The organism is Candidatus Nitrospira bockiana (assembly GCF_965152565.1).
The window spans coordinates 2,271,690-2,298,351 of the sequence record NZ_OZ224215.1 but is presented as its reverse complement, the minus strand read 5'-3'; the positions used below and the strand labels follow the sequence as shown (position 1 = coordinate 2,298,351).

29 protein-coding genes are annotated in these 26,662 nt (G+C 63.2%); 17 read left to right on the top strand and 12 right to left on the bottom strand.

Annotation, left to right across the window (positions count from 1 at the left end):
* The 7 genes from tsf (at position 1) to ACWHYV_RS11220 (ending at position 5,681) form a co-directional block, all read left to right on the top strand.
* A complete protein-coding gene (gene tsf, locus ACWHYV_RS11250) occupies positions 1-597 on the top strand; it encodes a translation elongation factor Ts (protein ID WP_447976591.1) in 597 nt (198 codons plus the stop codon).
* The gene (pyrH, locus tag ACWHYV_RS11245) at positions 594-1,319 is read left to right on the top strand and encodes a UMP kinase (RefSeq protein ID WP_447976590.1); all 726 of its coding nucleotides are present in this window, start codon (positions 594-596) and stop codon (positions 1,317-1,319) included. Before tsf ends, pyrH begins: the two co-directional genes overlap by 4 nt.
* A 10-nt stretch (positions 1,320-1,329) precedes the next feature.
* Positions 1,330-1,887 (top strand): ribosome recycling factor, encoded by a 558-nt coding sequence (gene frr, locus ACWHYV_RS11240; protein ID WP_447976589.1) that lies wholly within the window; start codon positions 1,330-1,332, stop codon positions 1,885-1,887.
* 7 nt (positions 1,888-1,894) lie between these two features.
* The gene (gene alr, locus ACWHYV_RS11235; RefSeq protein ID WP_447976588.1) at positions 1,895-3,049 is read left to right on the top strand and encodes an alanine racemase; all 1,155 of its coding nucleotides are present in this window, start codon (positions 1,895-1,897) and stop codon (positions 3,047-3,049) included.
* Between the two features lie 81 nt (positions 3,050-3,130).
* On the top strand, positions 3,131-3,907 hold the full coding sequence (locus tag ACWHYV_RS11230) for an MlaE family ABC transporter permease (protein ID WP_447976587.1): 777 nt from the start codon (positions 3,131-3,133) through the stop codon (positions 3,905-3,907).
* A gap of 5 nt (positions 3,908-3,912) precedes the next feature.
* Positions 3,913-4,692, top strand: a complete 780-nt coding sequence (locus ACWHYV_RS11225; protein ID WP_447976586.1) for an ABC transporter ATP-binding protein — start codon at positions 3,913-3,915, stop codon at positions 4,690-4,692.
* 11 nt (positions 4,693-4,703) lie between these two features.
* Positions 4,704-5,681, top strand: coding sequence for an MlaD family protein (locus ACWHYV_RS11220; protein ID WP_447976585.1), 978 nt, complete (start codon positions 4,704-4,706; stop codon positions 5,679-5,681).
* Positions 5,682-5,762: 81 nt separating this feature from the next.
* Here ACWHYV_RS11220 and ACWHYV_RS11215 read toward each other — a convergent pair whose 3' ends face one another.
* Together ACWHYV_RS11215 and ACWHYV_RS11210 are read right to left on the bottom strand one after the other, a co-directional pair.
* The gene (locus ACWHYV_RS11215; protein WP_447976584.1) at positions 5,763-6,071 is read right to left on the bottom strand and encodes an MTH1187 family thiamine-binding protein; all 309 of its coding nucleotides are present in this window, start codon (positions 6,069-6,071) and stop codon (positions 5,763-5,765) included.
* 24 nt (positions 6,072-6,095) lie between these two features.
* Entirely contained in the window at positions 6,096-6,728 is a 633-nt protein-coding gene (locus tag ACWHYV_RS11210) for a precorrin-2 dehydrogenase/sirohydrochlorin ferrochelatase family protein (RefSeq protein WP_447976583.1), read from the bottom strand.
* A 136-nt stretch (positions 6,729-6,864) separates the two neighbouring features.
* Between ACWHYV_RS11210 and ACWHYV_RS11205 the strand changes: the two genes are divergently transcribed.
* Positions 6,865-7,317 carry a c-type cytochrome biogenesis protein CcmI/CycH gene (locus ACWHYV_RS11205; RefSeq protein ID WP_447976582.1) on the top strand — a complete coding sequence of 151 codons (453 nt, stop codon included), beginning with the start codon at positions 6,865-6,867 and terminating at the stop codon, positions 7,315-7,317.
* 129 nt (positions 7,318-7,446) lie between these two features.
* Here ACWHYV_RS11205 and ACWHYV_RS11200 read toward each other — a convergent pair whose 3' ends face one another.
* A complete protein-coding gene (locus ACWHYV_RS11200) occupies positions 7,447-7,992 on the bottom strand; it encodes an HNH endonuclease (protein ID WP_447976581.1) in 546 nt (181 codons plus the stop codon).
* A 165-nt stretch (positions 7,993-8,157) separates the two neighbouring features.
* Between ACWHYV_RS11200 and ACWHYV_RS11195 the strand changes: the two genes are divergently transcribed.
* Positions 8,158-8,472 (top strand): Rieske (2Fe-2S) protein, encoded by a 315-nt coding sequence (locus ACWHYV_RS11195; RefSeq protein ID WP_447976580.1) that lies wholly within the window; start codon positions 8,158-8,160, stop codon positions 8,470-8,472.
* 161 nt (positions 8,473-8,633) lie between these two features.
* On the opposite strand, the gene ACWHYV_RS11190 is transcribed toward ACWHYV_RS11195, so the two are convergent.
* Entirely contained in the window at positions 8,634-9,083 is a 450-nt protein-coding gene (locus tag ACWHYV_RS11190) for a hypothetical protein (RefSeq protein WP_447976579.1), read from the bottom strand.
* Positions 9,084-9,255: 172 nt separating this feature from the next.
* Here ACWHYV_RS11190 and ACWHYV_RS11185 point away from each other — a divergent pair, with 172 nt between their 5' ends.
* The 3 genes from ACWHYV_RS11185 (at position 9,256) to ACWHYV_RS11175 (ending at position 10,645) form a co-directional block, all read left to right on the top strand.
* Positions 9,256-9,699, top strand: a complete 444-nt coding sequence (locus tag ACWHYV_RS11185; protein ID WP_447976578.1) for a gamma-glutamylcyclotransferase family protein — start codon at positions 9,256-9,258, stop codon at positions 9,697-9,699.
* A 75-nt stretch (positions 9,700-9,774) separates the two neighbouring features.
* A complete protein-coding gene (locus tag ACWHYV_RS11180) occupies positions 9,775-10,101 on the top strand; it encodes a (2Fe-2S) ferredoxin domain-containing protein (RefSeq protein WP_447976577.1) in 327 nt (108 codons plus the stop codon).
* 73 nt (positions 10,102-10,174) lie between these two features.
* Entirely contained in the window at positions 10,175-10,645 is a 471-nt protein-coding gene (locus ACWHYV_RS11175) for a MogA/MoaB family molybdenum cofactor biosynthesis protein (RefSeq protein WP_447976576.1), read from the top strand.
* A gap of 82 nt (positions 10,646-10,727) precedes the next feature.
* On the opposite strand, the gene ACWHYV_RS11170 is transcribed toward ACWHYV_RS11175, so the two are convergent.
* The 3 genes from ACWHYV_RS11170 to ACWHYV_RS11160 all read right to left on the bottom strand — a co-directional run bounded on the left by ACWHYV_RS11170 (position 10,728) and on the right by ACWHYV_RS11160 (position 13,445).
* Positions 10,728-11,129, bottom strand: coding sequence for a CBS domain-containing protein (locus tag ACWHYV_RS11170; RefSeq protein ID WP_447976575.1), 402 nt, complete (start codon positions 11,127-11,129; stop codon positions 10,728-10,730).
* Between the two features lie 76 nt (positions 11,130-11,205).
* Entirely contained in the window at positions 11,206-12,138 is a 933-nt protein-coding gene (locus tag ACWHYV_RS11165; RefSeq protein WP_447980715.1) for a PhzF family phenazine biosynthesis protein, read from the bottom strand.
* Positions 12,139-12,200: 62 nt separating this feature from the next.
* Positions 12,201-13,445, bottom strand: coding sequence for a hypothetical protein (locus ACWHYV_RS11160; RefSeq protein ID WP_447976574.1), 1,245 nt, complete (start codon positions 13,443-13,445; stop codon positions 12,201-12,203).
* A gap of 83 nt (positions 13,446-13,528) precedes the next feature.
* On the opposite strand from ACWHYV_RS11160, the gene ACWHYV_RS11155 reads away from it, so the two are divergent.
* Complete coding sequence (locus tag ACWHYV_RS11155) at positions 13,529-13,780, top strand: hypothetical protein (protein WP_447976573.1); 252 nt, start codon at positions 13,529-13,531, stop codon at positions 13,778-13,780.
* Positions 13,781-13,821: 41 nt separating this feature from the next.
* On the opposite strand, the gene ACWHYV_RS11150 is transcribed toward ACWHYV_RS11155, so the two are convergent.
* From ACWHYV_RS11150 to ACWHYV_RS11135, 4 genes are all read right to left on the bottom strand, one after another.
* The gene (locus tag ACWHYV_RS11150; protein ID WP_447976572.1) at positions 13,822-15,792 is read right to left on the bottom strand and encodes a B12-binding domain-containing radical SAM protein; all 1,971 of its coding nucleotides are present in this window, start codon (positions 15,790-15,792) and stop codon (positions 13,822-13,824) included.
* 165 nt (positions 15,793-15,957) lie between these two features.
* A complete protein-coding gene (locus ACWHYV_RS11145) occupies positions 15,958-17,859 on the bottom strand; it encodes a B12-binding domain-containing radical SAM protein (protein ID WP_447976571.1) in 1,902 nt (633 codons plus the stop codon).
* 130 nt (positions 17,860-17,989) lie between these two features.
* Positions 17,990-19,444: a class I SAM-dependent methyltransferase gene (locus tag ACWHYV_RS11140; protein ID WP_447976570.1), complete on the bottom strand. Its 1,455-nt coding sequence runs from the start codon at positions 19,442-19,444 to the stop codon at positions 17,990-17,992.
* Positions 19,445-19,540: 96 nt separating this feature from the next.
* Positions 19,541-20,908: a glutamate-5-semialdehyde dehydrogenase gene (locus ACWHYV_RS11135; protein WP_447976569.1), complete on the bottom strand. Its 1,368-nt coding sequence runs from the start codon at positions 20,906-20,908 to the stop codon at positions 19,541-19,543.
* A gap of 227 nt (positions 20,909-21,135) precedes the next feature.
* On the opposite strand from ACWHYV_RS11135, the gene ACWHYV_RS11130 reads away from it, so the two are divergent.
* Both ACWHYV_RS11130 and ltaE read left to right on the top strand, forming a co-directional pair.
* Positions 21,136-22,374 carry a hypothetical protein gene (locus ACWHYV_RS11130; RefSeq protein WP_447976568.1) on the top strand — a complete coding sequence of 413 codons (1,239 nt, stop codon included), beginning with the start codon at positions 21,136-21,138 and terminating at the stop codon, positions 22,372-22,374.
* Positions 22,375-22,398: 24 nt separating this feature from the next.
* Positions 22,399-23,424: a low-specificity L-threonine aldolase gene (ltaE, locus tag ACWHYV_RS11125; RefSeq protein WP_447976567.1), complete on the top strand. Its 1,026-nt coding sequence runs from the start codon at positions 22,399-22,401 to the stop codon at positions 23,422-23,424.
* 124 nt (positions 23,425-23,548) lie between these two features.
* Here ltaE and ACWHYV_RS11120 read toward each other — a convergent pair whose 3' ends face one another.
* On the bottom strand, positions 23,549-24,499 hold the full coding sequence (locus ACWHYV_RS11120; protein ID WP_447976566.1) for an NmrA/HSCARG family protein: 951 nt from the start codon (positions 24,497-24,499) through the stop codon (positions 23,549-23,551).
* Positions 24,500-24,807: 308 nt separating this feature from the next.
* On the opposite strand from ACWHYV_RS11120, the gene ACWHYV_RS11115 reads away from it, so the two are divergent.
* Together ACWHYV_RS11115 and ACWHYV_RS11110 are read left to right on the top strand one after the other, a co-directional pair.
* Complete coding sequence (locus ACWHYV_RS11115) at positions 24,808-25,557, top strand: PEP-CTERM sorting domain-containing protein (protein WP_447976565.1); 750 nt, start codon at positions 24,808-24,810, stop codon at positions 25,555-25,557.
* Positions 25,558-25,697: 140 nt separating this feature from the next.
* A complete protein-coding gene (locus ACWHYV_RS11110; protein WP_447976564.1) occupies positions 25,698-26,639 on the top strand; it encodes a glutathione S-transferase family protein in 942 nt (313 codons plus the stop codon).
* The last annotated feature ends 23 nt before the right edge of the window (positions 26,640-26,662 follow it).

Genomic DNA, 26,662 nt, shown 5'->3' with positions numbered 1-26,662 from the left:
ATGGCAGGCAACAGCACACTCGTCAAGGAGCTTCGTGAAAAGACCGGGGCCGGCATTCTGGACTGTCAGAATGCCCTGAAGGAATCGGGGAACGATCTCGAGAAGGCCGTCGAACACCTCCGCCAGAAAGGGCTTGCGACCGCCCAGAAAAAGGCGGGTCGGGAAACCAATGAGGGCATGATCGCGGCGTACATCCACCCCGGCAGCCGTATCGGCGTGCTCGTCGAGGTGAATTGCGAAACGGATTTCGTCGCCCGCAACGACGAGTTCCAAGCGTTCGTCAAAGACCTGGCCCTGCAGATCGCAGCCTCGAGTCCCTCGTACGTGAAGCGCGAGGACATTCCCCCCGCCGTCATCGAGAAGGAAAAGGCCATCTATCAGGCGCAGGCGAAGGAGATGGGCAAACCCGAAGCCGCGTGGCCCAAGATCATCGAGGGGAAGCTGGAGAAGTTCTATCAAGAGAGCTGCTTGTTGGAGCAGGTCTTCATCAAGGATCCGACCGTCACGATCAAGGACCTGCTGACGCAGAAGATCGCTAAGATCGGTGAGAACATCAGCATCCGTCGCTTTACACGGTATCAATTAGGGCTGGAATGACCGCTGCCAAGTACCAGCGGATCCTCCTGAAGATCAGCGGTGAGCTGCTCGCGGGGGACCAGGGCTACGGTATCCATCCCAAAATCCTCGACGACGTCGCCAACGAGATCAAATCCGTGGTGGATCTCGGTGTCGAAGTCGCCATTGTGATTGGGGGCGGCAACATTTTCCGTGGGATTGCGGCCAGCGCGAACGGCATGGAACGGGCCTCGGCCGATTACATGGGCATGCTCGCTACCGTATTGAACGCCTTGGCGCTGCAGAACGCGCTCGAGAAGAAAGGGGTCCACACGCGCGTGCAATCCGCCATTGAAATGCGGCAGCTAGCCGAGGGCTACATCCGTCGCCGGGCGATTCGGCACCTCGAGAAGAAGCGGGTGGTGATCTTTGCGGCGGGCACCGGCAATCCTTATTTCTCCACCGATACGGCGGCCGTCCTCCGCGCCATGGAAATCGGCGCGGCGGTGATCATGAAAGGGACCAAGGTCGATGGGATTTACGAAGCCGACCCGGTCACGCATCCGACGGCGAAGAAGTTCAACGAGCTCCCGTTCTTATCCGTGCTCAACCAGAATCTGAAGGTGATGGACTCGACCGCCATCACGCTCTGTATGGACAACGATCTGCCGTTGATCGTGTTCAACATGAAAGAACCGGGCAATCTGCTCCGGGTCGTCCAGGGAGACCCGATCGGCACGCTCGTGACCACGGGCAGGTCCTGACGGAGCCCCCATGCCGAATGCCATCAAGCACAAGGCCGCGGAGCGGATGGAGGCCGCGATCGACCATCTCAAACGGGAACTGGGCGGGCTGCGAACCGGACGGGCCTCGGTTGCCCTTCTCGACGGCATCAAGGTCGATTACTACGGGACCTTGACGCCCCTCAAACAGGTGGCGACCGTCTCCGTCCCGGAAAGCCGGCTGCTGACCGTCCAGCCGTGGGAGCCGCAGTTGATCCGGGAGATCGAGAAGGCGATCCTCGCCTCCGGGCTTGGACTCACGCCGGCCAACGACGGAAAGATCATTCGTATTCCCGTCCCGCCCTTGACCGAAGAGCGCCGCAAGGACCTCATCAAGCTCTGCAAGAAGCACGGAGAAGAGACGAGGATCGCGCTGCGCAATATCCGGCGCGAAAGCAATGACGAATTCAAGCATCTCCACAAAGAGTCCAAGCTCTCGGAGGACGAGCTTCGCAAAGCGGAAAACGAGATCCAGAAACTCACCGATCAGTACGTGCAGAAGGTCGATCAGATTCTGAAGAAGAAGGAGGAGGAGATTCTCGAAATCTAATCGCCGCTTGCCCTCCGCGACACCCACGCATAGCGGTCCCCCGGACCCTCCGTCCTCGACGCTCGCGGTCGTCGACCTCGACGCCTTGGCGCACAATCTCCGTTACCTCCGCCGCTGTATTCCGGACTCCTGTGAGATTCTCGCCGTCGTCAAAGCCGACGCCTACGGCCACGGGGCGGTCCGCGTCACCCAAGCGCTCCGTACGCTCGGGGTGCACCGTTTCGGCGTGGCGACGCTGGAGGAGGGATTGACTTTACGCCGGGCCGGGATCGAGGAGCCGGTGCTCGTGATGGGCGCGCTGCTCCCCGAACAATGTGCCGACGCCGTGGCGCACGGGCTCACCCCGATCGTCCACCATCCCGACATCGCGGATCATCTGGCCAAGGCCGTGCCAGCCGCCTTCGCCCCCTACCCGGTGCATCTGAAGCACGAGACCGGGATGGGGCGATTGGGCCTGTCCGGTGACGAGATCCTGGCGCTCCTGCGAGCCCCGATCTTCCAGGATCGTCTTCGTGCCGAAGGTCTGATGACGCACCTGGCGGACGCCGATAATGCCGACCCCTCGTTCACCCATGATCAAGTCCACCGATTCCGAGTGCTCCTCGATCGGGTCAAAGCGGCGGGCTTCGCCGTCCCGCTCGTGCACGCGGCCAACAGCGCCGCCATCCTGTTCCACCCGTTCGCGCATTTCAACGTGGTGCGACCCGGCCTCATGCTCTACGGGTATCACACCGCCGCGCATGCGCGGGATGCCGTTGACCTGAGACCCGTCTTGAGCCTTTCGGCGAAGGTCGTTCAGGTGCGGACGCTCGCCGCCGGCGACAGCGTCAGTTACAACCGTCAATTCATCGCACCCCGTCCCAGTCGCATTGCCGTGTTGCCCATCGGCTATGCGGACGGCTACAGCCGTCTCCTCTCGAATCGCGGCGCCGTGCTCATTCGCGGCCGGCGCGCTCCCATCGTGGGCCGCGTCTGCATGGACATGACGATGGTGGATGTCACCGGCATCCCGAACGTCATCCCCGGCGATGAGGCCGTCCTCATCGGGCAGCAGGGAGGGTTGCGGATCACCGCGGCGCACCTGGCCGCCTGGTCTCAGACGATTCCATACGAAGTCCTCTGTGCGATCGGGCCTCGTGTGCACCGCGTCTATCGCTCGTGACGGGCCAGGCGCTCGGCAGCCGACTTTGTTCGAGCCCCCTGGTCGCTTATAATGCACCGACGAGACGGCTTCGAGGCGAGTATGATCCGACCGTCGTGGCACGTTCAGCATCGACTGCTTGACGGCCTCCTGGTCGTCCAGGAATTCACCCTCCTGACCGGCCGTGCCTTGGCCGGCCTCGCCGCGTTTCGCCGCTATCTCCCCGAGATCGTCCTTCAAATCGACCGCATCGGCGTCGGCTCCTTGTTCATCGTCGTCTTGACCGGCCTGTTCACCGGCATGGTGCTGGCGCTCCAAGGGGCCATCCAGTTGGAACCCTACGGCGCGACGATTTACGTCTCCCGCCTGATCAGTACGTCGGTCGTCCGAGAGCTCGGGCCGGTGCTCGCGGCCTTGATGATCGCCGGCCGCGTCGGCACCGGTATCGCTTCGGAGATCGCCTCGATGCAGGTCACCGAGCAGATCGACGCGCTGCGTGCAGAAGGCACCGACCCGATCCAAAAACTCGTCACCACCCGCCTCGTCGCCTGCGTCACGATGATTCCGGTGCTGACCGTCCTGACGGACGGCATTGCGATGGTCGGCGGTTGGCTCATCGCCGCAACCACGCTCAGCATCAATTCCTACTTCTACTGGACGTGGGCCTTGGAAGCGCTCCACGTGGAAGACCTCGTGCTCGGCCTCATCAAGCCCGCCGTCTTCGGGTTCCTCATCGCCATGGTCGGTTGCTATTCGGGGTTCCACACACCAGGCGGCACGGTCGGCGTCGGGATTTCCACGACCCAGTCGATGGTGTCCTCGTCGATTCTCGTGCTCGGCGCGAATCTCTTGTTGACCAAACTGTCCATGGCCTTCTGAACGCCATGCTTCGGCTCGAACACGTATCCTTGACCCTCGGGGAACGGGAAGTGCTGCACGACATCTCCTTCGATGTGCGACCCGGGGAGACGAAGGTCATCTTGGGCGCGAGCGGATCGGGAAAGACGACGATTTTGAAGTTGTTGCTTCGCCTCTATACGCCCGACCGCGGAGCGATTCGGGTGCGCGGCCGGGACATCGTGGGGCTCGACGAACGCACGCTCGCCTCTTACCGCCGTCAGATGGCCATGGTCTTCCAGAGCGCCGCGCTCTTCGACTCCCTGACCGTCCGCGAGAACGTCGGGTACCGCTTGTGGGAGCATGGGACGCTGCCAGACGCCGAGATCGAACGAATTGTGGAGGAGAGCCTGCGCTTCGTCGCGCTCGAGGATACGCTGGACAAGATGCCGGCGGAGTTGAGCGGCGGCATGAAGAAGCGCGTCGGCATCGCGCGGGCGCTCGCCAGCGGCGCCGAGATTCTCCTCTACGATGAGCCGACCGCCGGACTCGATCCGATCAATACGTGCCTGATCAGCCGGCTGATCCTCAAGCTCAAAGCCAAGCGGATCACTCAGGTCGTCGTCACCCATGACCTGGAGACGGCGTACCGCGTCGCGGATCGCCTGATCCTGATCGACAAGGGCCGGGCCGTCTTTGAGGGAACCGCTCAAGAGTTGCAGGCGTCGCCCCTGCCGGCGGTCCGCGGATTCGTCGATCCCGGGAGTCTTTTCCCTGACGACGACCGGCCGGAGGCGGCTCTGCGGCCGCCCCACGTCCCAGCCTGATGGAGGCCCGAATGCCGCGCACCGAGCAGATTCGATGGTCGCAGGTGAAGATCGGTCTCGTCGTTTCCGTGGCGCTCGTAATGCTCACCCTCGCCATCATGAACATGAACCACGGGCTCGCCCTCCTCACGCGCCAGGTGGAGCTGCAGGCCGTCGTCAGCCATACTCAGGGCTTGAAGGTCGGCGGACCGGTCCGGATGAACGGCGTCGACATCGGGAACGTCCGCGACATCGATCTGACCCACGATTCGGATGCGGTCCGCATCGTCTTCACGGTCAAGCCGTCCGCGCTCGCACACTTGCGTGAAGATGCGTCCGTTCGCATCCGGGCGCTCGGTCTCCTGGGGGACAAGTTCCTGGATCTCTCGCCGGGAACGCCTTCCCGACCTCCGCTTCAACCCGGGCAGACGCTTTCGGGCCAGGGCGACGCGGACGTCACCACGCTGGCGTCCGGAGCGGGCGCCACGCTGGACCGGCTGGACACCGCCATCGCGGAGCTTCAGCGGATCCTGGCGGGCATCAGTGCAGGCCAAGGGACGGCCGGGAAGCTGGTCAGCGACCCGGAGCTGTATGACCGCTCGCAACGTCTCCTCGAAAAACTGGAAACCGCCTCGGACAAGGGTCTCGGTCTGCTTGGCAAGGTGGAACGGGGCGAGGGGACGGTCGGCAAGCTGGTCACCGATCCGGAGTTTTACAACCGGGCAAACCGGGCCTTGAACGACGTGATCCAACTCGCGGGGCGCCTCAATGCACGCGACGGCACACTCGTCAAGCTCTCGGATCCCACACTCTATCGTAGATTGGACGACCTCACGTCACGAGGCGAGCAGCTGCTGAACAGGATCCAGCGCGGGGAAGGCACGATCGGTAAGCTGGTCACCGAGGAAGAGCTGTACGCGCGGGCCGACAAGCTCTTGACCGACCTCGAGCAATTGGTGGCCGACGTCAAGCAACATCCGACCCGGTACTTCAAGTTTTCGCTGTTTTGATGAGCCCGCGGACAAAGCCGGCTCTCCGACCATCATGATCGGCACGGTGCGTGCGCGCCCAACTAGCCGAGTCGCCGCGCGTCAGGTCTTCAATTTCCGCTTCAACCGCTTCTCGACGCTGGCCGTCTTCTCCGAAAGCCGGCCGCGATGGCCCTTGCGGTAGTCGATCTTGATGGTGCACGAGATGCGATTGCAGTCTTTCTTCATCCGCTCGTAGCACCGGCGCACCACCTCCATCACCTCGTTCCACTCCCCTTCCAGCACCGTCCCCATGGGATTCAGGCGGTAGGGCACGCCGCTTTTGTCGATGATGTCCAAGGACCGCGCGACGTATTTGCCGACGCTTTCACCCTTCCCCAACGGGGACATGCTGAACTCCAACAAGACCATGCCGCCTCCTCTGTTGCTTCGCCGCTACGTGGAGCTTTTCTTCGCGTCGATCCAGCCTTGGGGATAGGTCACCGTCGCGGCCAACTTGAACCCCTCGACCGCCTCCCGCAACTGGGCCCGCCGCTTCTCGGCATCGACTTCATGAGCCAACATCTGCTCGCGAAGCGTCTTCAGCCACTCTAAGAACGCCGCAAACTCGTCATCGAACACGGCCTCCAAATCCTGACGCAACCGGCTCGCGAGCGCCGGCGCGGCGCCGCTCGTGCTCACCGCAACCCGCAGATGGCCGCGGCTGACCAATGCCGGCATCATGCAGGTCGAGAGCTCCGGTTGGTCCGTCGAGCACAACAGGAAACGCTCCTTTTTGGCCAGCTCGTACAACGACCGGTTATAGTCCGTGTCGCTCTTGACCGTGTTGATGACGAGCAGGACGCCGTCGGCGTCGCTCGCACGGAACGTTCGCACCCGGTGAATGATCTTCCCGGACGCAGCCAGCCTTCGCAGCGGATCATTGAGCGTGGGATGGATGACGGTCACTTTTGCACCGGCTTCCAGCAGCCGCTGCACCTTGTCAGCCGCCTCCTCGTCTCCCCCGAGGACCAGACAGGACCTCCCTTTTACATCCAGCGACAGTTGAAACCCAGGATTCGTCGTCATCGTGCGCCCCTCCCTAGCGGGCCGTATCATACAGCAGGCGGATTTTACCCGTAAACGTTCTTTCCCAATCGGTCCCACAACCCGGTATAATGCGCGCCGCGGCGATCCAAGAGCGACCGACTGAACAAGAGGCCCCATGGCACAGGACGCGATACGAACGATCGGGATGGCGGGAGGAATCATCGCGCTGGCGGGACTGGCCGCCTGGTTGGGGCTTGCGCACAGTTGCGAGAAGCCGACCGGCGGCGGCGTGATCGCAGGGCACGTGAGCATCTCTCCGGACCTCGCGCAGCGCGTCTCTCCCAGCGATGTGCTGTTCGTGATCGTCAGGCGACCCGGCGGGATGCCGCGGCCGCTCGCCGTCAAGCGAGTCGACCAGCCACAGTTCCCCGTCGCCTTTGAGATTACGAACAAGGACGTCATGGTCGAAGGATCCGAGCTTCGCGGCATGGTGGATGTACTGGCTCGAATCGACAAGGACGGAGTGGCTGGGCCGCCGCAACCCGGGGACATGGAGGGACGTTACGCGAAGAATCCGACATTGCCGGGCGCGAGGGACATCGAAATCGTGATCGATAAGGCGTACTAGCCGGACACCGGCGAGGGGAAGCGCGAGAGGTGGGGCGAGGCTGAGCTCACGGGCGAAGCGGGGTCGGACGATCGATGCCGGGAGGGTTGCAGTCGAGGCGACACCCCCTCGATTTTCCCGGTTGTGCCTTCACCCGTCTGCAGGATCCGCATCCAGCTCCATGTTCCAATACAAATAGTCCCGCCAGCTCTCCGGAGCATTTCGAATTCCGATCGTAATTGTAATCACCGGATTCCATCGCGGCTTGACCGGCTTTCGTGCGAGCCGCATCCCGGCCTCTTCAGGCGTCCGGCCGCTCTTGCGATTGTTGCACCGCCAGCATGCGGTCACGATGTTCTCCCACGTTTTCTTCCCGCCCTTGGCAATCGGGACGACATGGTCGAAGGTGAGGTCTTCGGTCCTGAATTTGACCTTGCAGTACTGACAGGTATAGCCGTCCCTGGTAAAGATGTTGATGCGGGAAAACTTGACCGCCCGATGGCTGTCCTTGAGCTTCACCATCTTGAGCAGACGCATGACGGCAGGCAGCTTGAAGGAAATCGACACCCCATGAATTTCGCGATCGTAGACCTCCAACACCTCGACTTTTCCCTGCCACAGGAGGGTAATGGCCTTTTGCCAGTGTAGGACACGGAGGGGCTCATAGGTCGCATTCAGCAAGAGTGTCAGCTCCATAACCTCCCCTGTTGGTCAAGGTGGTACGAGGGACGATCAGGCTCCCGTACATATGCCACGTTTTCCTCATAAAATCAACCCCTTGAGATTGCCGACCCGATTCCAACGACTTGCGTGCCCATCCGTGATTCGGTAGACTGGCCGCTTTCCTTGTCCTTGGCCGCCATGCCGTCCGTTGCAGTCGCCAAACTCAGCGACGTTCCACCGGGATCGTGTCTCACGGTCGAAGCTCGTGGCATGGGTCTCGTCCTCTGCAACCTGGACGGCTCCCTCTACGCGGTCGACAATACCTGTCCCCATGCCGGTGGGCCGTTGGGCGAGGGCATATTCAAGGGCCCGTACCTCGAGTGTCCTTGGCACGGATGGCGGTACGATGTCCGGACGGGAGAGCGTCCGGAAAACCCCGAGATCACAGTCGCGTGCTATCCCATCCGCGTCATCGAGGGTGTCGTTTACGTGGAGCTGCCGGACGAGTCGTAGGATCCCGACATGAGCGGCGGCTCCGTCCCCAACCATCCAACCTGTTTCACCAAAGAGGGGCGTGCGGTCAAAGGAAGGTGATCGGTCGATCGCTGCTCGCTTGCTGTGGGATCACGAGACCGAGCGGAGAGGAGGAGCGAATCGATTCACGGGTGCGAGAGCTAGGTCATGCCTTGAGCCGGCCCCTCATCCAACGGCATCACACTCGTCGCCGCCAACGTCAGCGGCGTGATGTCGCGCTTGGCGACATCCACGCGCCAGAGGTAATTGCGCTCGAACCATCCGACCGCCGCCTGCTCTCGCAACGACACCCCGACCAGATAGATCCCCGGCGCCTCTTGCTCCACCCGCCACTCTCCGAGTCGAACTCCTTGCCCACGATCCGCGAGCGACTTCGCCCGATCGGTGATGGCCTGACGAATGGTCGGCGCCTGTTGGGCCCGATGGGTTTGAACCAACGCCATGGCCTCGGCGGCCAAAGGATCGGCCATGGGATTGACCGAGGGCTCGCGGATCCAGAGATACACGCCGCCGGCGATCAGCAAGAGCACAAAGACCCCGTAATGGAGGACTTTCGCCCAGGGGAAGGAATGGATCTCGGAGGATGTCACGACAACTGAATCGATCAGCCGGGACGATGGCGGTGTCGAGCCCTCTTGGGTGCATGCAGCATAACGTCCGCTTGGAAACCAAGTCAACGGACTGCTGCGGCGGCTTGACAATGCAGCGCGCGCCTATGGTACAAGTAACGGCCTCGCAACACCCCGAACGTTCGTTGGAACCATGAAGTTCTTTTTTTACGCCGACAATCTGAATCCCACGCAGTTGAAGCGACGGGCCCCCGAGCACAAAGTTCTGGGGAAAGCCTATCTACCCGACCACACCATTCACTTCTGCCGCTGGTCGTCGCAATGGCGCGGCGGGCTGGCCAGCGTGACTCCGTCCCCTGGCGAGCGCGTCTGGGGGATCATCGCCGACGTCACGGACGAAGACGCCAAGCTGCTCGATACGTTCGAGGAAGAAGTGCCGCCCAATGCCTTCCGTCAGGTTCAGGTGACCGTCATGACGGAACAAGGGGATAAAGAGCTGGTCACAACGCACATCGCCACCCCGATCGGCAAGTTCAAGCCAAAAGAGCATTACCTCGATTGGGTCACCAAGGGAGTCAAGCACTGGAAGCTGCCGGATGAATGCGTCGCCATGTGGGAATCGTTCCGGCCGAAGTAACGCCGTACGCCGTTCAGCGTGCCGGTCCATGAGCTATCCCGCACCGAGTAGAGTCCGGACAACCAAGGAGCGTGCATGCCGAAACCGAAGTATCACATCCTCGTCTGCACCAACTCTCGACCGCCGGGCCACCCCAAGCCTTCGTGCGGGGCGGCCGGCTCATCGAACCTGCTCATGGCCTTCAACATGGGCTTGATGGAACGCGGCTATCCGCCCGGCCAAGTCCTCGTCACCGCGTCGGGGTGCTTGGGCCCGTGTGAAGCCGGCCCGACGGTCGTCGTCTATCCGGACGCCACCTGGTATGCCCAGGTCAAGGAAGCCGACGTCGCGGCGATTCTCGATGAGCACATCGGCAAAGGCACTCCCGTCGAACGACTCAAGCCGAACTCCGTGTGGGGATAAGGTGCCCTCTTCGGAACCGTCTTCACACGGACATCGCGCTCACGAAGAGCACAAGGCCCAAGCACCTCGGACCGTGGGCTGCGCCGTAATCACGTGCAGCGACACCCGGTCCGCGGACACCGATACCAGCGGCCAGCTCATCCTGCGCGTGTTGAAGGAACACGGCCACCAGGTGATCCGCTATCACATGGTGAAGGACGAGCCCAGCGAGATTCGAGGGCTGATCGAATCCTCGGCCGCCGACTCAGCGGTGCACGCGATCATCATCAACGGCGGGACGGGGATCTCGAAGCGGGATTCGACGTTCGAGGCGGTGGACGCGATGCTGGAGAAGCGCCTCGTCGGGTTCGGCGAGCTCTTCCGGTACCTCACCTACGTGGACATTGGATCGGCGGCGATCATGACGCGGGCGACCGCCGGCGTCTTCCGCGGCAAGATCATTTTTTCCACGCCCGGCTCCGAATCGGCCGTTCGCCTGGCCATGGAAAAGCTCATCATCCCCGAGCTTCCCCACATCGTCCAGCAACTCACAAAGCAAGGTTGAACTCAGGTTGAGGTGGAGGGGGAATCCCAAACCTTCAATCCATCCATCCGCGCTTAACCTCAGCCTCAACCTCAACCTGCGGCTAGTCCTGCGCGATCTTCGGCTCCGACACCCGCTTGAAATACACCAGCAGATCTCGGACGGACACGACGCCGACGAGTTTGCCGTGTTCGGTGACCCCGAGATGGCGAACCCCAAGATCCCCCATCATGTCGTGTGCGTCTTGGACGGTGCGCATCGACTCAATCGTGGCCACGGGACTCGTCATGATCGACTCTACCGCCATCTTCGTCAAATCCGATCCATTGGCCACCGCCCGGCGCACCACGTCGGTGTCGGTGATGATGCCCACGATGCTGCCGGCGCGCTCGACGAGGAGTGAGCCCACGCGCTCATCGCGCATGCGGCCCGCCGCATCTTTCACCGACACGTCCGACGTGATCGTTTTCAATTCTCTGCGCATGACTTGGGCAACGGTAGACATTCTTCCTCCTTCCGGTCACTATAGGCTGCGCTCTTCGAACTCGTTCTCGTGTTGGCGGCGAAGCTGATCGCTTCTCTCAATACCGCAAGGTCCCTTCGATGATCATCAGCGCCTGTCCGCCGACCTTCACCGACTGAATCACATCGTCCTCCGATTCGACCTCGATCGAGATCCGGGACGGACGATCGACTTCATAGCCCTGCTCGGCGATGATCTCCGTGACCGGTCGCACCTCCACGATGCCGTTCTGCACGAGGTAGGCGCCGAGCGCCCCGCTCGCGCTGCCGGTCGCCGGGTCTTCCGCCACCCCGATCGGGGAGGCAAACATACGGGTGTGGACGGTCGAGGCTTCTTCGACGGTGATCGTCGTGAACACCATGATGCCGTTCGCACCGTGGCGGGCGCACAGATCATTGATCGCCATCGAGTTGGGCACGATCGACTTCACCGCCGTCAGGCTTCGGACCGGGACGATCAACACCGGCAAGCCCGTCGAGACGACTTGCACGGGGTACTTGGTCGCCGTGATCGCTCCCTTCGACAGCCCCAACGCATTCGCGATCTCGTAGATGTCCTCCACCGCGTCCACGGGCTCGAGGAACTCCGGCTTCGGCTGCGACATCACCACCCGGGAGATCGCGCCGTGACGCAGGTGCAGCTCGACGGGAAACAGGCCGATGTTGCATTCGTAGAGGACGCGCGTCAGCGGCTCCTGGAGCGGCAACCGCTTCAATTGTCCCAGCACGTAAAAAGCGCCGATGACCGGGTGCCCCGCGAAGGGAATTTCCTGAGTCGGGGTAAAGATGCGGATCTTGACGGCGGCGGCGGGCTCGGCCGGCGGCAGGATGAACACGGTCTCCGAGAGGTTCATCTCTCGGGCGATCTGCTGCAACTCCTGGTCGGTCAACTCCTGGGCGTCGGGGATGACGGCGACCGGGTTGCCGCCGAAGGGCAAGTTCGTGAAGACATCGGCCTGGTAGAACTTGAGAACGCGCCGCTCGCCATCCATCACGCGGGTACTCTAGGTCACCGCACACAGCAGGTCAAGGCTGCCATCGAATCGTGTCGGCGCTACGCCGGAAGGGGAAGGGCCTCATAGGATTGCGTCAAGGGATTGCGAACGTAGTCCTCGATGTAGGTCTTGAGCAGCCCGTTCCGGTACAACCGTTGATTCGCGAAATTCGTGTCGATACGGTGCAGCACTCGAACCTTGACCCCGGTCTTCTTCATGAAGTCCGTGAGCGTGACTCCGGCGATATCGGTGTACGGCCCCCGCCCGGACTGCATCACGCATTTGGGAATGTGGATCATCTTCTGGCCGCGCAGCACGCGTGCGATGTCGTCGAAGGTCAGCAGCACGGTGCAGTCCGAGTCACCGCCCAGCGTCGCGTTCGGCACCATGAGATACTTCGCCCGGTTCTTGCGATACAAGCTCAGAATCTTGTACACGCTGCGGGCCATCACGACCGTGTCCCTCTTGTCCAGCTCCAGGGCGTCGAAGAGGCTCACGATTCGTCGCCGGTTGAGGAACGCGGTGATGTAGGCCTCGGTATGGACCGTCTGGAGATTCGGAAGCCCGGCATCGTAGACACGCTGGGCCTCCTCCGCCAGGTACCGGCGCCCCTGTCGCATGAGCGCGGCCGTCTCGTCCTTGAGCCCGCGGACCGGCGTGAGGCACCCCATCCACAAGACGCAGCGCTGGTTGATCCGCGAGATCGCGATGGCATCGTCGGACATGGTATGGCTGTCGAAGGCGTAGAAATTCGCCGACGAGACGGCCGGGCCGTCGAGCACCTTCATCACGTGCTTCACGGCCGGGGCGTGCGGCATGAGCTGCTGGCGGTACCGTCCGAGCGTGATCACGGAGAGCTCGAAATTGATCCGCCCCGGATATTGGGCCGCCAATTGATGGATCTTGGGGACGTGGACGAACCCGACCGTGAAGAACTGGATGTTCTTGTCCGTGTATTTCAGGAAGTCTTCGACCCATTCCATCGCCTTGGGATGGAGAAAGAGGTCGGTCCATTCCATGTACTCATTGCCGCCCAGGCACCAGAACTGCAGCGGGTCGGTCGGCTTCTTGTTGATGTAGTCGAGGATGAACTTCCAGTCTTCGTCGGTGGTCTTCGGCGGCTCCAGCGTCTCGCGGTAGGAATGATCCAGCTCGTAGCAGAACTCACATTGCACCGGGCACTTTTTCCCGAGGCTCAATGGGATCTTGCCGGCGTCCATCTCGCGCCGCAATACGTCCCGGTAGTCTTTGTGCTGAAAGATCGGCTTCGCCTGGAGAATCGGCAACGGCGCGATGACGGCCATGGCACCTCGTTGACTTGGTGGGTACAGTTTGCCACACTGCCAACGGCCATTGCGAGCCCTTTCACCCGCCTCACGCCTCCGGCATGGGCCAGGACGACATCCAGAAGGCGCTGGACCTCTTCGCGCTGACACCGCCCGTCACGCGCGAGCGGCTCGAGCAGCGGCGTCGCGAGCTGCTCGCGACCTGGCACCCGCACCGCTACGCGAACCTCACGAACAATCCGCGGAAGTACATGCAGATGTACAAGAAAGGCGAAGCGATGACGAAGGACATCCAGGCGGCGTACGAGCGATTGGTGCGCTGGATCGAATCCGGCGGGCGGCGCGACGGGTAATGGACCGTTGGCTGGTCCGGAAATCAGCCTGGAAGGTGCGGTCAGGAGATCCCGTGGCTGACCACGCGGGCCATCGCCGGCTCGCCTTCACGGGATGATTCGGCATCGCCCCTGGCGACCGGCCAGGTGACGAGACCGGACACGCTCTCTCGGGCCGCCTCCCCCGCCTTCCTGGCCGCGTAAATTTGCGGCAGGCGGTTGGTGCCGAACTTCGAGATGTAGAGAAAGACGTGCTCGCGGGCGTTGACACGGACGGCCCACGGCTCGAAATCGTTCTGGTAGAACTCTTCGCACAACTGCATCGCCTCCAGGCAGGTCACCCCGCCGGGCTCATTGAGCGTGTAGTAGTAATCGAGCGGGAGGTCGTACTCCTCCTGCTTGTGGATCGTGATCCCAAACTTCTCAGGATTGCGGACCATGGGGGTATGCCGGTAGGCCACGAAGTAGAACAGCTCGACCGAATGGATGTTCGCCTGATTGTCGAGCAGGAACCGCCGCGTCTCCTCCGCCTCCTCCCGCGTCTCGCCCGGGAATCCGTAGAACGCCATCACGTGATTCCAGATCCCCGCCTCGGCGGCCAGCTTCAAGTTCTTCTCGATGACCGACTTCTTGACGTGCTTGTCCATCAGATTGAGCACGCGCTCGTTCGCCGATTCCATCCCGTAGTAGAGGGTGCAGCAGCCCGACGCTTTCACCGTCCGCCAGATCTCGGGATCGTTCAAACTCTCCTCGAACCGGATCAGCGTGGTCCACTTGATGCCGACGTGCTGATCCACGAGCAGCTGGGTCACCTTCTTGAGCAGCGCCGGGGGATAGGATTCGTCGGCGAACAGGAAATGCTCGGCCCCGTACTTCTCCTTGAGCGCCTTGATCTGCTGGACCACGTGCTGCGCAGTGAGGCCGCGGTACTGATCGAAGTACCCTTGCCCGTGGTCGCAGAACGTGCAGCGGCCCCAATAGCAGCCGCGCGTCGCCAGATAGGGCAGGATGCGGGTCGGGACGAAATAGAGATCGAGCGGGAAGCCGTCGAAGTCGGGAAGCGGGAGCGCCGTCATCTTTTCGGTGTGGATCTCCTGGTTGACCCGGATGTCCTCCCCGTCTCGGTACATCAGGTTCGGGACCGAGGCGATCACCCGCCCTCCCGCCAGCGCATCGAGCAACCAGAGCAGGGCGTGCTCGCCCTCGTACAGAATCGCGGTATCGAACACGTCGGTGAACAAACGCGGGTGTTGCGGGAATTCCTCCTGGAGCCGGGTGATGATGTTCCCGCCGACGGTGATATGGATCTCCGGGAACGCCTGCTTGATCATCCGGCAGAACGTCAACCCTGCGAGCAACTGCATCTGGGTGCCGATCGACACGCCGACGACGTCCGGCCGCGCCTTGCTGATCGCCGGCAGCACCAGTTGCCGGCACACGTCACGATAGACGTTCACCTGCTCATCGTCGAGGCAAGCGAAGACCTCCTTCGACACGCCCGGCCGGTAGCCCAGGTTGCTCTCCATGGGATAGAACACGAGTGAGGCCGGATAGTACGCGGCGGAAATGTACTGCATCACCTCACGGAACGTGTTGAGCGCCCATTCGAGCTTGTCGGCGTCGTAGAAGTCCTCACTGTGCGTGATCCGCTTGGCTTCCATCGCCCGGTCGGCGAGATCGAACACGTCGACCGGCTCCTTGTCCAGGAGCACGGCCTTCTGATCGAGGTCCTGCTCGGTCGCGGCGCCCGCCGCTTCCTTCGCCTCGAGGTCGCGAAGCTGCATGGCCATCCGGGCCTTGGTCCAGACCAAGAACGTATCGCTGAAGAAGAGGTCGTACATCTCGATGTTCACGTCCTTCTGGACGACCTCGTGGCCGTGCTGCCGCAGCACCGCCGTCAAGCTGGGCAGGGCCAGATACGGCGCGGTGGGCACCCACTCCGGAGGAAACAGGAGCATCGTCTTGAGCTTCCGCCCAGATCGGCTCCCCGCTTCGGCCGGCTGGTCGGCATGATCGATGTGGATCAAATCCATGGCGTGCGGAGACCTCGGGACAGGAGTAATTCAGTAATTAGTCATTGAGTAACTGGTCGGGACATCATGAACTGAAACGCGGACTTCTTTACTTAGTCATTCCTGCTTTATCAGGTTACTTCGTTACTCACTTACTCAATTCCTTCTTACTCAGTTCCTTCCTCCTCAACAGACCTTCTCGACGATCGAGCCGACCGGCTCGTCGAAGCGCGGCTTGAACTGCAAGGCCGGCAGGCGGTTCGTCCCAAATCGCGCGACGTACAGGAAGATGTATTCCCGAATGAAGATGCGGAGGTCCCAGCCGGGATAGTGGTGGCGTTCGAACTCTTCGAAGACCTGCTCGGCTTCCTCCACGCTGAGGCCGTCCTTGACCGTGTAATAATAGTCCAGGGCAAGATCCCACTCGGGATTCTTGTATGCCGTGACGCCGAACTTCTCCGGGTTCTTCGCGACCGGCGTGTGGCGGCTCAAATCAAACGTCCCGAAGCCGATCGAGTGGACGAGGTCCTTGTTCTCCTCCAAGAACCGGATCGAGTCGAGCGCGTCCTCCCGTCGTTCGCCGGGGAACCCGAAAAAGCCCATGACGTGGTTCCAGATCCCGACGCGCGACGAGAGCTCCAAGCTCCGGCGGATCACCTCGGTGGTCGTGGCCTTGTCCATGAGCTTCAAGACCCGCTCGTTGCCCGACTCGTACCCGAAGTGAAGGTACCGGCACCCGGAGGCGACCGCATCCTGCCAGACGGCCTCGTCGAGCAAGCTCTTCTCGAAGCGCATGTGCGTGGTCCAGGCAATGCCCATGTCCGTTTCGATCAGCTTGCGCGTCAGCTTGCGGAACAGGGCCGGGGGATAGGACTCATCGGTAAAGTGGAAGTGACGGGTCTGATACTTGTCGCGCAGGGACCGAATCTCGTCGACGATCTGATCGATCTTCTTGGTGCGATACCCGGCGGTGTAGCCCTCTCCGTGATCGCAGAACTCGCACCGGCCCCAGTAACAGCCACGCGTCGCCAGGTACGGCAGCACGCGCTGTGGGACGAAGTATTTCTCCAGCGGCAGGCCGTCGAAATCCGGCGGCGGCAACGCGGCCATGTCTTCCGCATAACTGAGCTCGGAGACGTGGATCCCGGCGGCGTCACGATAGATCACGTTCGGAATCCCGGCAAGGTCGCGGCGGGCGCCGACCGCCTCGACCAACTGAAGGAAGGCGGTCTCTCCTTCATACACGACCGCGCTGTCGAACAGCTCGAAGAGCTCCCGCTTGTCGGGGATGACGTCCCGCAAACGCGTCACGGTGTTCCCCCCGATCGTCACGTGGATGTTCGGAAACTGTTGCTTGATCAGCGCGCAGAACGTCATCGAGGAGAAGAGCTGCTGTTGCAGCACGATCGAGATGCCGATGACGTCCGGCTGCTCCGCCTCGATCGCCGGCTTCAGGAGATGCTCGAAGACGTCGCGATAGATGTTCACTTGCGTGTCCTGCACCGCCTCGAGCAGCTCGTGCGATACGAACACCTTGTAGGAGAGGTCGGTCTCCATCGGCGGCATGCAGATCCGGGCCGGGGCATAGACGAGCGAAATGACGCTCGTCACCTCCCGGAACACGTTGATGGCCCATTCCAGCTTGTCGGCCTCGTAAAACTCCTCGCCCCGCACGATCCGTTTCGCCGTCTCGGCCTTCTTCGTCAGCTCGGCGATATAGTCGCGGGTGACATCGCACAGGGCGAGCTGGAGATCGCGCTCCCATTCTTCCAATTCACGCTTCCGGGAGAGCTTGCGCAGCCGATCGAGTTGCTGCGGGACGCGGCGCAGCACCTTCTTCAAGAAGTCCTCGCTGAAGTACCAATCGTACATCTCGAGGTTGACGTCCTTTTGGATGACGTGGTGGCCGGCGGCCCGGAGGACGGCGGTGAGGGTGGGAAGGCTCAGGTACGGCTCGGAGGGGTACCAGTCGGGCGGAAAGACCAGCATGACCTTCATCTTCCGGCTGCTCGCGGCTTCCGACGTGCGGCGGTGGAGCTGAATCACCTCGAGGGTGGCCCGTTCACCCTTCGCATATTCGACTCTCATGGTTCCTTCCCCTTCGGTGGACGGCGGTCGAAGCCCGGAACCCGGCGTAAAACTTCTGCGAGCAGGCCGACTTCCGCGGCCGATCGACATTCTATGTGCTGCGGAAGACCCAGGTCAAGCCGGCCGCGCCTCAGGAGAGCGGGGGCGGCCGCTTCCTTTCCGCCGTCCCCGCAGCGATCTCCTGATAGTACTCCTCCAACACGGTCGCGCGGGCCGGCTCCATGATCACCAATTGCCGCTGATCCATGGCGTTCGCACAGTACAGATACACCACGCTCCCCGCCCGTCCCAGCTCCACGTGCATCGACCGCCCGGGCCCTTCGTCCCGGTCCACCGCCTTGAGCACCTCGCGACTGGGGAGAATCGTCCACACCGCCTGGGCCCACACGGTATGGTTCTCATACAAGGGGACCGTGTCGAGCTCGGCCGGGCGCGCGGGCGGGGCCGGCGTCGCCAGCAGGCGCTGGAGCACGGGCGACTCGCGATCGAGCCGTTGCACCGTCTCGCGGTGTCCGAGCACGAGCGCACGCCGCTGCCCGCTCCTCACGTCGAGATAGCTTAAACACTGCCCCCACAGACCGCGCTCGACCTGCAGGGCGCCATACTGCGGATGCCCCCACTCGGTCGCCTCCATCCGGCTTCGCTCGGGCAGGCGGCGATGGAGCATTTCGGCTGCCGGACCGGAGGCGGTATAGAGATCGTCGCCATCCACCCACTCGGGATCCTCGAACCAGTCCAGCCGCGGCGCGGCCATCCCCCGCTCCAACACGTACAGCGGGCCGTCGTCGGTCACGTCTTCCACCGTCAGGTAGCGGATCGGCAGCGGCGGCTCCAGCAGCGACAGACCCCGGGCGGCGAGCGCCCGTTGGAGTGGAATACGCCGGCTCAGTTGGCGGGCTTTCTCGAACAGGAGCACGCGACCGTCGGAGGTCAGGCAGGCGGCCAAGCGGTCGAGCCGGCGCCCGACCCCCGTCCGGCGCTCGAATGCCTCCTGTTGGACCGCATCCTGGAGGCGCTCGAAGGTCTGCCATCCGGCGCTCGGCAACCCCGGTTCCTGTTCCGATTGGAGCAACGCATGACTGGCGATGATGAGATCATAGAGCCCGGCGCCCCCCTGTTCCTCGAGGTCCGTACACTCGAATCGGACGTTCGTGAGCCCCAGTCTCCGGCAGTGCTCGTCCGCCGCGGCGATCGAGGCCGAGGACCGATCGAGGCCGACGAAGCGCGTCGAGGGGAACCGGCGGGCGTAGAAGCTGGTCAGGATCCCGGGGCCGCATCCGAAGTCCAACACGCGCGTCGCGCGTGGGATCCGTTCCGCGATCAAGGGGCCGACGGCCATGTAATAATCGTAGCGCTGGCTGTAGAGAACCGGCAGGACGGCGGGATCGGCCGAGAGGTCGTAGAAGGCGATTTCAGCGGCGACCTCCCGCCGCTTGCGGGCGGCCAGGTCGTTCAGGCGCGCCAGGTCGGAAGGCCGGAGCAGACGGCGCTGCCACTGAAAATACGCGGCGTCGGAGTGCCAACGCCGGAGCCCCCACCAGGCGAGATGGTCGGTCAAGCTCTCGAGTAGCTCTGCGGAGGACACGACAACATCAGCGCCGAGCGGGACGTGCCGACCGCCGGGCGAGGGAGACCCTGTCCGCTCTTCGTTCCATCGTCATCCGTGCAGCGCTCAGCGTCACTACGAGGGTCGCTTCAGCATGATCGCATCTTCATACGTCACCGGCACGGGATGGGGGTGGCGCAATTGCCCGGTCCCCATCACCACAGCCTTCTCGCACGTCAACTGTTCGAGGGCGATCGGCCCGCGGGCATGGGTCCGCATCGTGCTCACCCCGATCTCCTGCCCGCTTCCGAGCTCCTCGCCGTCGTGGAGCCGGGTCGAGGCATTGATCATCACGGCGGCGGCGTCCGCTTCGCGTGAGAAGCGCATGGCCGTCGCATAGTCCCGCGTCGCAATGGCCGCAGTCTGCACGGGGGCGTGATCGGCCAGGTGATCCAGCGCCTCGTCGAGACTCATCACCACCTTGACCGCCAGGTGAGCCGACAGGAACTGTTGCGACCAATCCTCTTCGGTCACCGCTTGCAGGCTCTTGTAGGAGCTGAAGGACTGCGACCCGATGAGGGCGACGGTTTTGGGACAGCCGCGGACCTCGACCTTGAACTCCTCCAGCAGTCGGCGCACGAGCGCCGGGAGCAAGGGCCTGGCCACGTTCTGGTGGACGAGGAGCGTGTCCAGCGCGTTGACCGCCTTGTGGTCCTGGACCTTTGCGTTCACGACCAGATTCTGGGCCAACGGGAGGTCCGTGTCGGCGTCGAGGTAGAGGACGTTGATCCCGCCGTCGTGACTCAGCACGGGAACCCGGCTCTGTTCCATCACCGCCTTCCGCAGCCCAGGTCCTCCTTTCGGAATCACGGCATCGACCACCTTCGGTTGTCTGAACAGCTCGATGGCCGCTTCCTTCTCCGGCCGCTCGATGATCGTGATCCCGCCCGGAGGCACTCCCATCTCATTGGCCGTCTTCCGCCAGAGCTCCGCCAGCCACGCCGTCGTATGCGTCCACTCGGTACCCGGCCGGTACACACACACGTTCCCCGACTTGAGCAGCAGCGCCACGGACTGGTTCATCACGGCCGGACCGAATTCGGAGATGACCGCGACGACGCCGATGGGCGCGCGCACGCGGCTGACCTGCATCCCGTTCGGCCGCTGTGACAGCCAGGTGACCTCACCGACGGGGTCGGGCAGGTCCGCGATACGGCGCAACGTGTCGACCAATCCCTTGATCGTGTCCGGGGTCATCCGCACCCGCTCGACGGCTTCTTTCACCCGGTCCTTGTTCGCCTCACCGGCCAAAGTCTTGCCGACATTCTTCACGTCGGCCTCGTTCGCATCCAGGATCGCCTCTTCCTGCTCGGCAATCCCATCGGCGACCGTCCGGAGCGTGCGGTCCTTGATCTCGGTCGAGAGCAGAGCAGTCAGTCTGGCTGCCTCACGAGCCTTTTTCAATAATTTAGACACATAGATCTTAACCGGAACTTCAACCATGAGTTCGCTCCCTCTCTCGAGAGATTCTTTGTCGATGGTGGGCATCCGCCCAGGCCCGACGGATCACCGGTGATCCAACGTCGACCGCCTTCGCCGCAACCAGCCGAGCTGCGTGCCGCTCCTCGGGCAATCCGTTGGCCCGCCGATCGCAGCCCCGCGCCGGGCGTCCGATTATAGAGCCCGCTCCTTGTCGTTGTCACTCCCGTTCCCTTAGAATGCCAAGACTCATGACCCCGCAGGACGCCCGCGCCCACTACAACTACCTCCTCACACTGTGTCTGCGGAAAGAGGAGTCGTTCGGTCCTCTGGCCTTCGCCTTCCTCAAGGAGCACGACCTCGAGCGACTCGGGCTCACTCCCGAGGAACAGTTCAATCTCTACATGGCGACCGCCGAGGTGTTCGCAGCCGAGCCGAAGCGATACAACCACAAGCTCGAATGCCTGCAGAAGGCCGAACAGGTCCTCCGGCGCACCCAGTACGACAACCCGGAGCTCGCTCGCCAGATCGCCCAGGAAATTCGTAAGACGGCCGCCGAGTGGGAGCTGTACAACGAGGCGATGCGCGCGCCGCGGGCGGCCCCGCAAGCGCCGCCGGCCCGGCAGCCGATCATCGTGGAGACCGATCTCCCCGACTATTTCCTGACGACCGCGCAGAAACGCGCCGCGAGCTACTACCAGAACAAGTTCAAGTTGACCAAGGACGCGAAGACGGCCCAGCACTTCACCGGCCCGACGCGGAAGTTCGAACCCGACAATCCGAGCGTACACAAAGAGTTTGCCGGCGCCTGCGCGCCGTTCATGAGCGCGCGCACCGGCGCCTTGCACCTCATGCTGCCCTTCGACCTGAAGATCAGCCGCAGCCCGGAAGACCCGCTCGAAGCCGGCCTCCGCATCTGGTATGCGAAGATGGGGTACTCGTTCCCCTTGCGCTACGATCTCGGCAAGCTCGTGAGCTACTACGACGACCAGGTGGTGGACCTCGCCATGGACGACCCGCATCTGCTGTTCGTGTCCTTTTCACCCGTGAAGGAGCCCGAACTGGGCCAGATCGATCGCCGCATGCCGGACGATGTTCCCCCGGAGCTCGGGCTTCCCCGCGCGTTCCTGGATGCCACGAACACGCTGGGACCGTACGTGCAGGTGGTGTGCAACTTCAAGGTCTGGTTCGACGCGAATGCGATCAACCTGTTGATCCAAGGGGCGCCCGATCTCCATGAATACGGGCTCGAAGGCGCTGCAGGCCTGATCACCCGCATGTACGCGACGGAGAAGATCCACGCCTATGCCCCCTCTTCGCGGCAGCCGTGGCAAGAGGGGCTGAGCTTCAACTTCGTGAACATGCATCTGCGGCTGCTGCCCGGGGTCGACACTGCCTTCGTCCCCTACAACACCCCGATCTTCTCCGTCTACCCGGTCGTGAGCTGGCAGGGGTACCGGTTCGAAGATGCACGGAAGCTGGAAACCTGAACGAGGGACCGGAGGACGCCGCACATGACGATCATCGATCTGCGAAGCGATACGGTCACGAAGCCGACGCCGGCGATGCGCGAGGTGATGGCGCGCGCCGAGGTCGGCGACGACGTCTACGGCGAAGACCCGACGGTGAACCGCCTGCAGGACACAGCGGCGGCCCTGCTCGGCAAGGAAGCCGCCCTGTTTGTCCCGAGCGGAATCATGGCCAACCAACTATCCATTCGGGTGCAGACCAAGCCCGGCGACGAGGTGATCGTCGAAAGCCGCGCCCATATCGTCCGGTACGAGCATGGCGCCGCGGCCGCGCTGGCCGGCGTGCAGTTGCAGGGCCTGACGGGTGAGCGCGGGATCCTGACGCCCCAGCAGGTCGAGGCGGCCATCCGCCCCAAGGATCCGTACAGCCTGTCCACGGCGCTGATTTGCCTGGAGAACACGCACAACAGCGGGGGCGGGTCCATCTATCCGCTTCAGACCATCGAGCGCATTCGGCAGGCGGCTCAGGCGCACGGGATCCCCATGCATCTCGACGGCGCCCGCTTGTTCAATGCGGTCGTCGCCACCGGCGTGCCCGCGGCCGAGTATGCCCGCCACTTCGACACGGTGTCGATCTGCCTGTCCAAAGGCCTGGGCGCGCCGGTCGGCTCACTGATCGCCTCCGATCGCGCCACCATCAGCCGCCTGCGCCCGCTTCGCCGGATGTACGGCGGCGGCATGCGCCAAGCCGGCATTCTCGCGGCCGCGGGGCTGTTCGCACTTGAACACCACATTCCCCGATTGAAAGAGGACCATGAGCACGCGCAGCGGCTGGCCCGGTACCTGAAAAAGCTTCCCGCGGTGTCGATCGAACCGGTGGAGACGAACATCGTCGTCTTCCACGTGGCCGGCTCACGGCCACCCGTGGAGATCGTCGAGGCCCTCAGGCGCCGCGGGGTCCTCATCAACGCGCTGAGCGGTCGGAGCTTTCGGGCCGTCACCCACCTCGACATTACGGACCAGGACGTCGACCGCGCGGGAGACATCTTCCACGCGGTCTTGAACGCGTGAGAATCTGTACCGGGCTGATCCCTCCGAGCCCGATGTCCCCCTCGACCCTCCCATGACGGCACTGTGACCAGGCCGGACGGCGCCGAGGAGGCCGGGCCATCGCCGCGTCTTCACAGCGCGGCGGCTATTGGAGCGGGATCCGGCTCTTGTTCCGCGCGAGCCACTGCTCGAACGTTTGCAGCTCGGGGTTCAACTCGCGTGCGATGTTCGGCGGTCGTGCGCCGCAGAACACCTCCTGGAAGTCACGCTTGAACTGGAACATGTTGCCCAGATCGTCGGCGCCCGGAAATCCGAAGCTGCGATAGACCTCCGGCGGCACGGCCTGGTAACGGACCTCCCGCCCGAGGGCCTTGGTGAAGGCGCGGGCCATCTCGTTCCCCGTGAGATGCTCGCCGCTGACCCCGAGCGTCTTCCCGATCACCGCTCCCTCCTTCTTGAAGATGCCAAGCGCGCACTTGCCGATGTCTTCCGCCGCAATCCCGGGGAGCTTCTTGTCGTCCATCGGGAACGTGATCGCCAGCGTCCCGTCCGGACCTTTCTTGGGGCCCATGCCGAAGTGGATGAAATTGTCCCAGTAGAACGACGTGAGCAAAAAGGTGGTCGGCACCCCCGCGTCCCGAAAGAACTGATCCGCCTCTCCCTTGGCGTCAAGGTGCGGCACCTTGTACCTGCCCATCAACGTCGGCATCCGCGTGTCGCTCAACGGCACCCAGCGCCGCGTATCTTCGAGCGTCGACCAGATGACGTGCCGGAGGCCGGCCCGCTTCGCGGCATCGGCCATGTGCTTGGCCTGGCTGAGCTCTTTTTCCGGGGAGAAGTGTTCCCAGAAGTTGGTGACGCAGAAGGCGCCGTACGCGCCGGCAAACGCCCGCTCGAGACTGCCTGCGTCGTCCAGGTCGGCCGCGACCACGTCGACGCCGCGCTCGGCCAACGCCGTGGCCTTCGCCGACTCCACATGGCGGGTCAGCGCACGCGCCGCAAACTGCCCGCTCCTGTCGTCCACGATGGCACGAACCAACCCTCCCCCCTGAAAACCGGTCGCCCCGACGACCGCAATGATCTTGTTTTCCGCCATGGCGAGATCCCTCCTTGTGCGAACGCACCACCAGGTTCCTGCACCCCACTCCGTGCCGGCCCCAATCGGGTGTCAAGGCGTATTGATAACGTAGTCGAGCCTAGGATAAGACATTTCATTAGATCGATCGCCTGAAACGACGAGGGTCGCAGGCGTCCGGGCCTCGCCGCATCCCGGGGGTGCGACCGCGATCGGCGACGGCCTGCTTGACACCCTCCTCTGCACAAAGCCCGAAAGGTCGTAGACTCAATCCCTTAGCCGATGGCATGAGCACTGCTTCCTCGTCCGCCGACAAAAGGAGGGGAACCATGATCGATTCGTGCCGTCTCATCAGTACCGTGGGCGTGCTCACCTGCGCGCTCCTGACCAGCACCCTCGCCATGGCCGCACCGTTTCAGGTGAACCCCGGTGCGCTGTCGCCTCCCGCCCCACAGGCGAGCTTCACCGCTTCGCTCGTCGATTTCAGCTACCAGGCCACCTTGAACCAACAGACGACCGGCGGAGCCAGCACCTGCACCGCGGCGAACCCGTGCACGTTCCAACAAACCGGAACGGCGTCCTTCAGCAACTTCAAGAACGGCTTCACCACCCCCGTCCTCAACAGCGGGCTGAACGAAAACCCCGGCTACACCCTCACCGGGCAGTTTGCCGGAGCCGGCACGGCGGTTCCACTGAATTCGACCGGCCTGGACGCCACCTTCCATGATTTCCAGCTTCGCCTCTTCGCCGACGGGCAACTGATCGGACAGTCGACCGGACTGATCGAGGGCCAAGCCCACTTCTTCGGACCCGATCTCGCCAAAGGCGATTTCCATGTGCGCCTGCAATTCGATCCGGTGGGCGGGTTCTTGAGCGGCCCGTTCATCCTCGGACTGAACGAAGCGAACTTCAATGGGAACAACACGAACGCCGTCGGCATGACCCTGGGGAATATCCAAGGGGCCCGGCTGGAAGGATCGGGGAATTTCTTCCCCAGTGTCATTCCCGAGCCCACGACCCTCCTGCTCCTCGGCTCGGGACTGGTCGGTCTCGGCCTGCTGGCTCGCCGATCGCGATAGCGGCCTCCGAGACGCTGCCGGCTGCTCAGCCGGCAGCGTCCTGGCCGACGCGCATCCCGGACGACCCGCCTGGCGGCCCCGGGCCTGGAGACTTCGTCTCAGGAAGCGGATAATGGAAGAGCTGAGGCGAGAGCCCGGACATGGCCACGACACCGCAGTTTCCGGACGAGCAGACGCGCGACGGCGAATTCAAACGCCAAGAGGACGCCTTTCGCGGATGGGTGACGGCCGACGGACGCTCGGGCTATCCGGCGGCCCCCGACCGCTACCATCTCTACGTCTCCTGGGCCTGTCCATGGGCGCATCGGACGATCATCGTGCGGAAGCTCAAACGGCTCGAGCACGTGATCGGGATGACCGTGGTCGATCCGCTCCGGGATGAGCGGGGGTGGGCGTTCCACGACGGCCCGGGCCACTCCCGCGACCCCATCAACGGGTTTCAGTTCCTCAGCGAGGCGTACCGCGCGACGGACCCGGGCTATCGCGGGCGGGTGACGGTGCCGGTGCTCTGGGACATCGACACCAGGCGGATCGTGAGCAACTCCGACGACGACATCATGCGCATGTTCAATACCGAGTTCAACGCGTATGCGGAGGCCGGCGTGGACCTGTACCCGGAGGGACTTCAGAAGGACATCGACGAGATGAACCGGTTCTTGTACGAGTCGGTGAACGACGGCGTGTATCGGGCCGGCTTTGCGACCTCACAGCGTGTCTATGAGCGGGCCGTCCGCCGGCTCTTCGAGGCGCTCGATGCGCTCGACGCACGGCTCCACAACCGTCGGTTTCTCTTCGGCGGCCGGTCCGTCGAGTCCGATTGGCGGTTGTTCGTCACGCTGGTCCGGTTCGACGCCGTCTACCACGGACACTTCAAGTGTAACGTGCGGCGGATCCTGGATTACCCGAGCCTGTTCGGGTATCTCAGGGATCTCTATCAACAGCCCGGGATCGCGGAGACGGTCAATTTCGATCACATCAAGCGGCACTACTACATGACCCACGACCACATCAATCCGACCCGCATCGTCCCGCTCGGTCCCGTACAAGACCTCACGGCTCCCCACGGGCGGGAGCGTCTCTGAGACGAGCGGAGCGAGCCCGTGCC

Coding starts and splice junctions, on each gene's coding strand:
- ACWHYV_RS11170 (WP_447976575.1), bottom strand. CDS start 11,129: ATGTCTACCGTTGCCCAAGTCATGCGCAGAGAATTGAAAACGATCACG.
- ACWHYV_RS11145 (WP_447976571.1), bottom strand. CDS start 17,859: ATGAGAGTCGAATATGCGAAGGGTGAACGGGCCACCCTCGAGGTGATT.
- pyrH (WP_447976590.1), top strand. CDS start 594: ATGACCGCTGCCAAGTACCAGCGGATCCTCCTGAAGATCAGCGGTGAG.
- ACWHYV_RS11160 (WP_447976574.1), bottom strand. CDS start 13,445: ATGGCCGTCATCGCGCCGTTGCCGATTCTCCAGGCGAAGCCGATCTTT.
- ACWHYV_RS11215 (WP_447976584.1), bottom strand. CDS start 6,071: ATGGTCTTGTTGGAGTTCAGCATGTCCCCGTTGGGGAAGGGTGAAAGC.
- tsf (WP_447976591.1), top strand. CDS start 1: ATGGCAGGCAACAGCACACTCGTCAAGGAGCTTCGTGAAAAGACCGGG.
- ACWHYV_RS11210 (WP_447976583.1), bottom strand. CDS start 6,728: ATGACGACGAATCCTGGGTTTCAACTGTCGCTGGATGTAAAAGGGAGG.
- ACWHYV_RS11130 (WP_447976568.1), top strand. CDS start 21,136: ATGACCCCGCAGGACGCCCGCGCCCACTACAACTACCTCCTCACACTG.
- ACWHYV_RS11155 (WP_447976573.1), top strand. CDS start 13,529: ATGGGCCAGGACGACATCCAGAAGGCGCTGGACCTCTTCGCGCTGACA.
- ACWHYV_RS11200 (WP_447976581.1), bottom strand. CDS start 7,992: ATGGAGCTGACACTCTTGCTGAATGCGACCTATGAGCCCCTCCGTGTC.
- ACWHYV_RS11195 (WP_447976580.1), top strand. CDS start 8,158: ATGCCGTCCGTTGCAGTCGCCAAACTCAGCGACGTTCCACCGGGATCG.
- ACWHYV_RS11180 (WP_447976577.1), top strand. CDS start 9,775: ATGCCGAAACCGAAGTATCACATCCTCGTCTGCACCAACTCTCGACCG.
- frr (WP_447976589.1), top strand. CDS start 1,330: ATGCCGAATGCCATCAAGCACAAGGCCGCGGAGCGGATGGAGGCCGCG.
- ACWHYV_RS11115 (WP_447976565.1), top strand. CDS start 24,808: ATGATCGATTCGTGCCGTCTCATCAGTACCGTGGGCGTGCTCACCTGC.
- ACWHYV_RS11185 (WP_447976578.1), top strand. CDS start 9,256: ATGAAGTTCTTTTTTTACGCCGACAATCTGAATCCCACGCAGTTGAAG.
- ACWHYV_RS11120 (WP_447976566.1), bottom strand. CDS start 24,499: ATGGCGGAAAACAAGATCATTGCGGTCGTCGGGGCGACCGGTTTTCAG.
- ACWHYV_RS11135 (WP_447976569.1), bottom strand. CDS start 20,908: ATGGTTGAAGTTCCGGTTAAGATCTATGTGTCTAAATTATTGAAAAAG.
- ACWHYV_RS11165 (WP_447980715.1), bottom strand. CDS start 12,138: ATGGATGGCGAGCGGCGCGTTCTCAAGTTCTACCAGGCCGATGTCTTC.
- ACWHYV_RS11220 (WP_447976585.1), top strand. CDS start 4,704: ATGCCGCGCACCGAGCAGATTCGATGGTCGCAGGTGAAGATCGGTCTC.
- ACWHYV_RS11110 (WP_447976564.1), top strand. CDS start 25,698: ATGGCCACGACACCGCAGTTTCCGGACGAGCAGACGCGCGACGGCGAA.
- ACWHYV_RS11230 (WP_447976587.1), top strand. CDS start 3,131: ATGATCCGACCGTCGTGGCACGTTCAGCATCGACTGCTTGACGGCCTC.
- ACWHYV_RS11150 (WP_447976572.1), bottom strand. CDS start 15,792: ATGGATTTGATCCACATCGATCATGCCGACCAGCCGGCCGAAGCGGGG.
- ACWHYV_RS11225 (WP_447976586.1), top strand. CDS start 3,913: ATGCTTCGGCTCGAACACGTATCCTTGACCCTCGGGGAACGGGAAGTG.
- ACWHYV_RS11205 (WP_447976582.1), top strand. CDS start 6,865: ATGGCACAGGACGCGATACGAACGATCGGGATGGCGGGAGGAATCATC.
- ltaE (WP_447976567.1), top strand. CDS start 22,399: ATGACGATCATCGATCTGCGAAGCGATACGGTCACGAAGCCGACGCCG.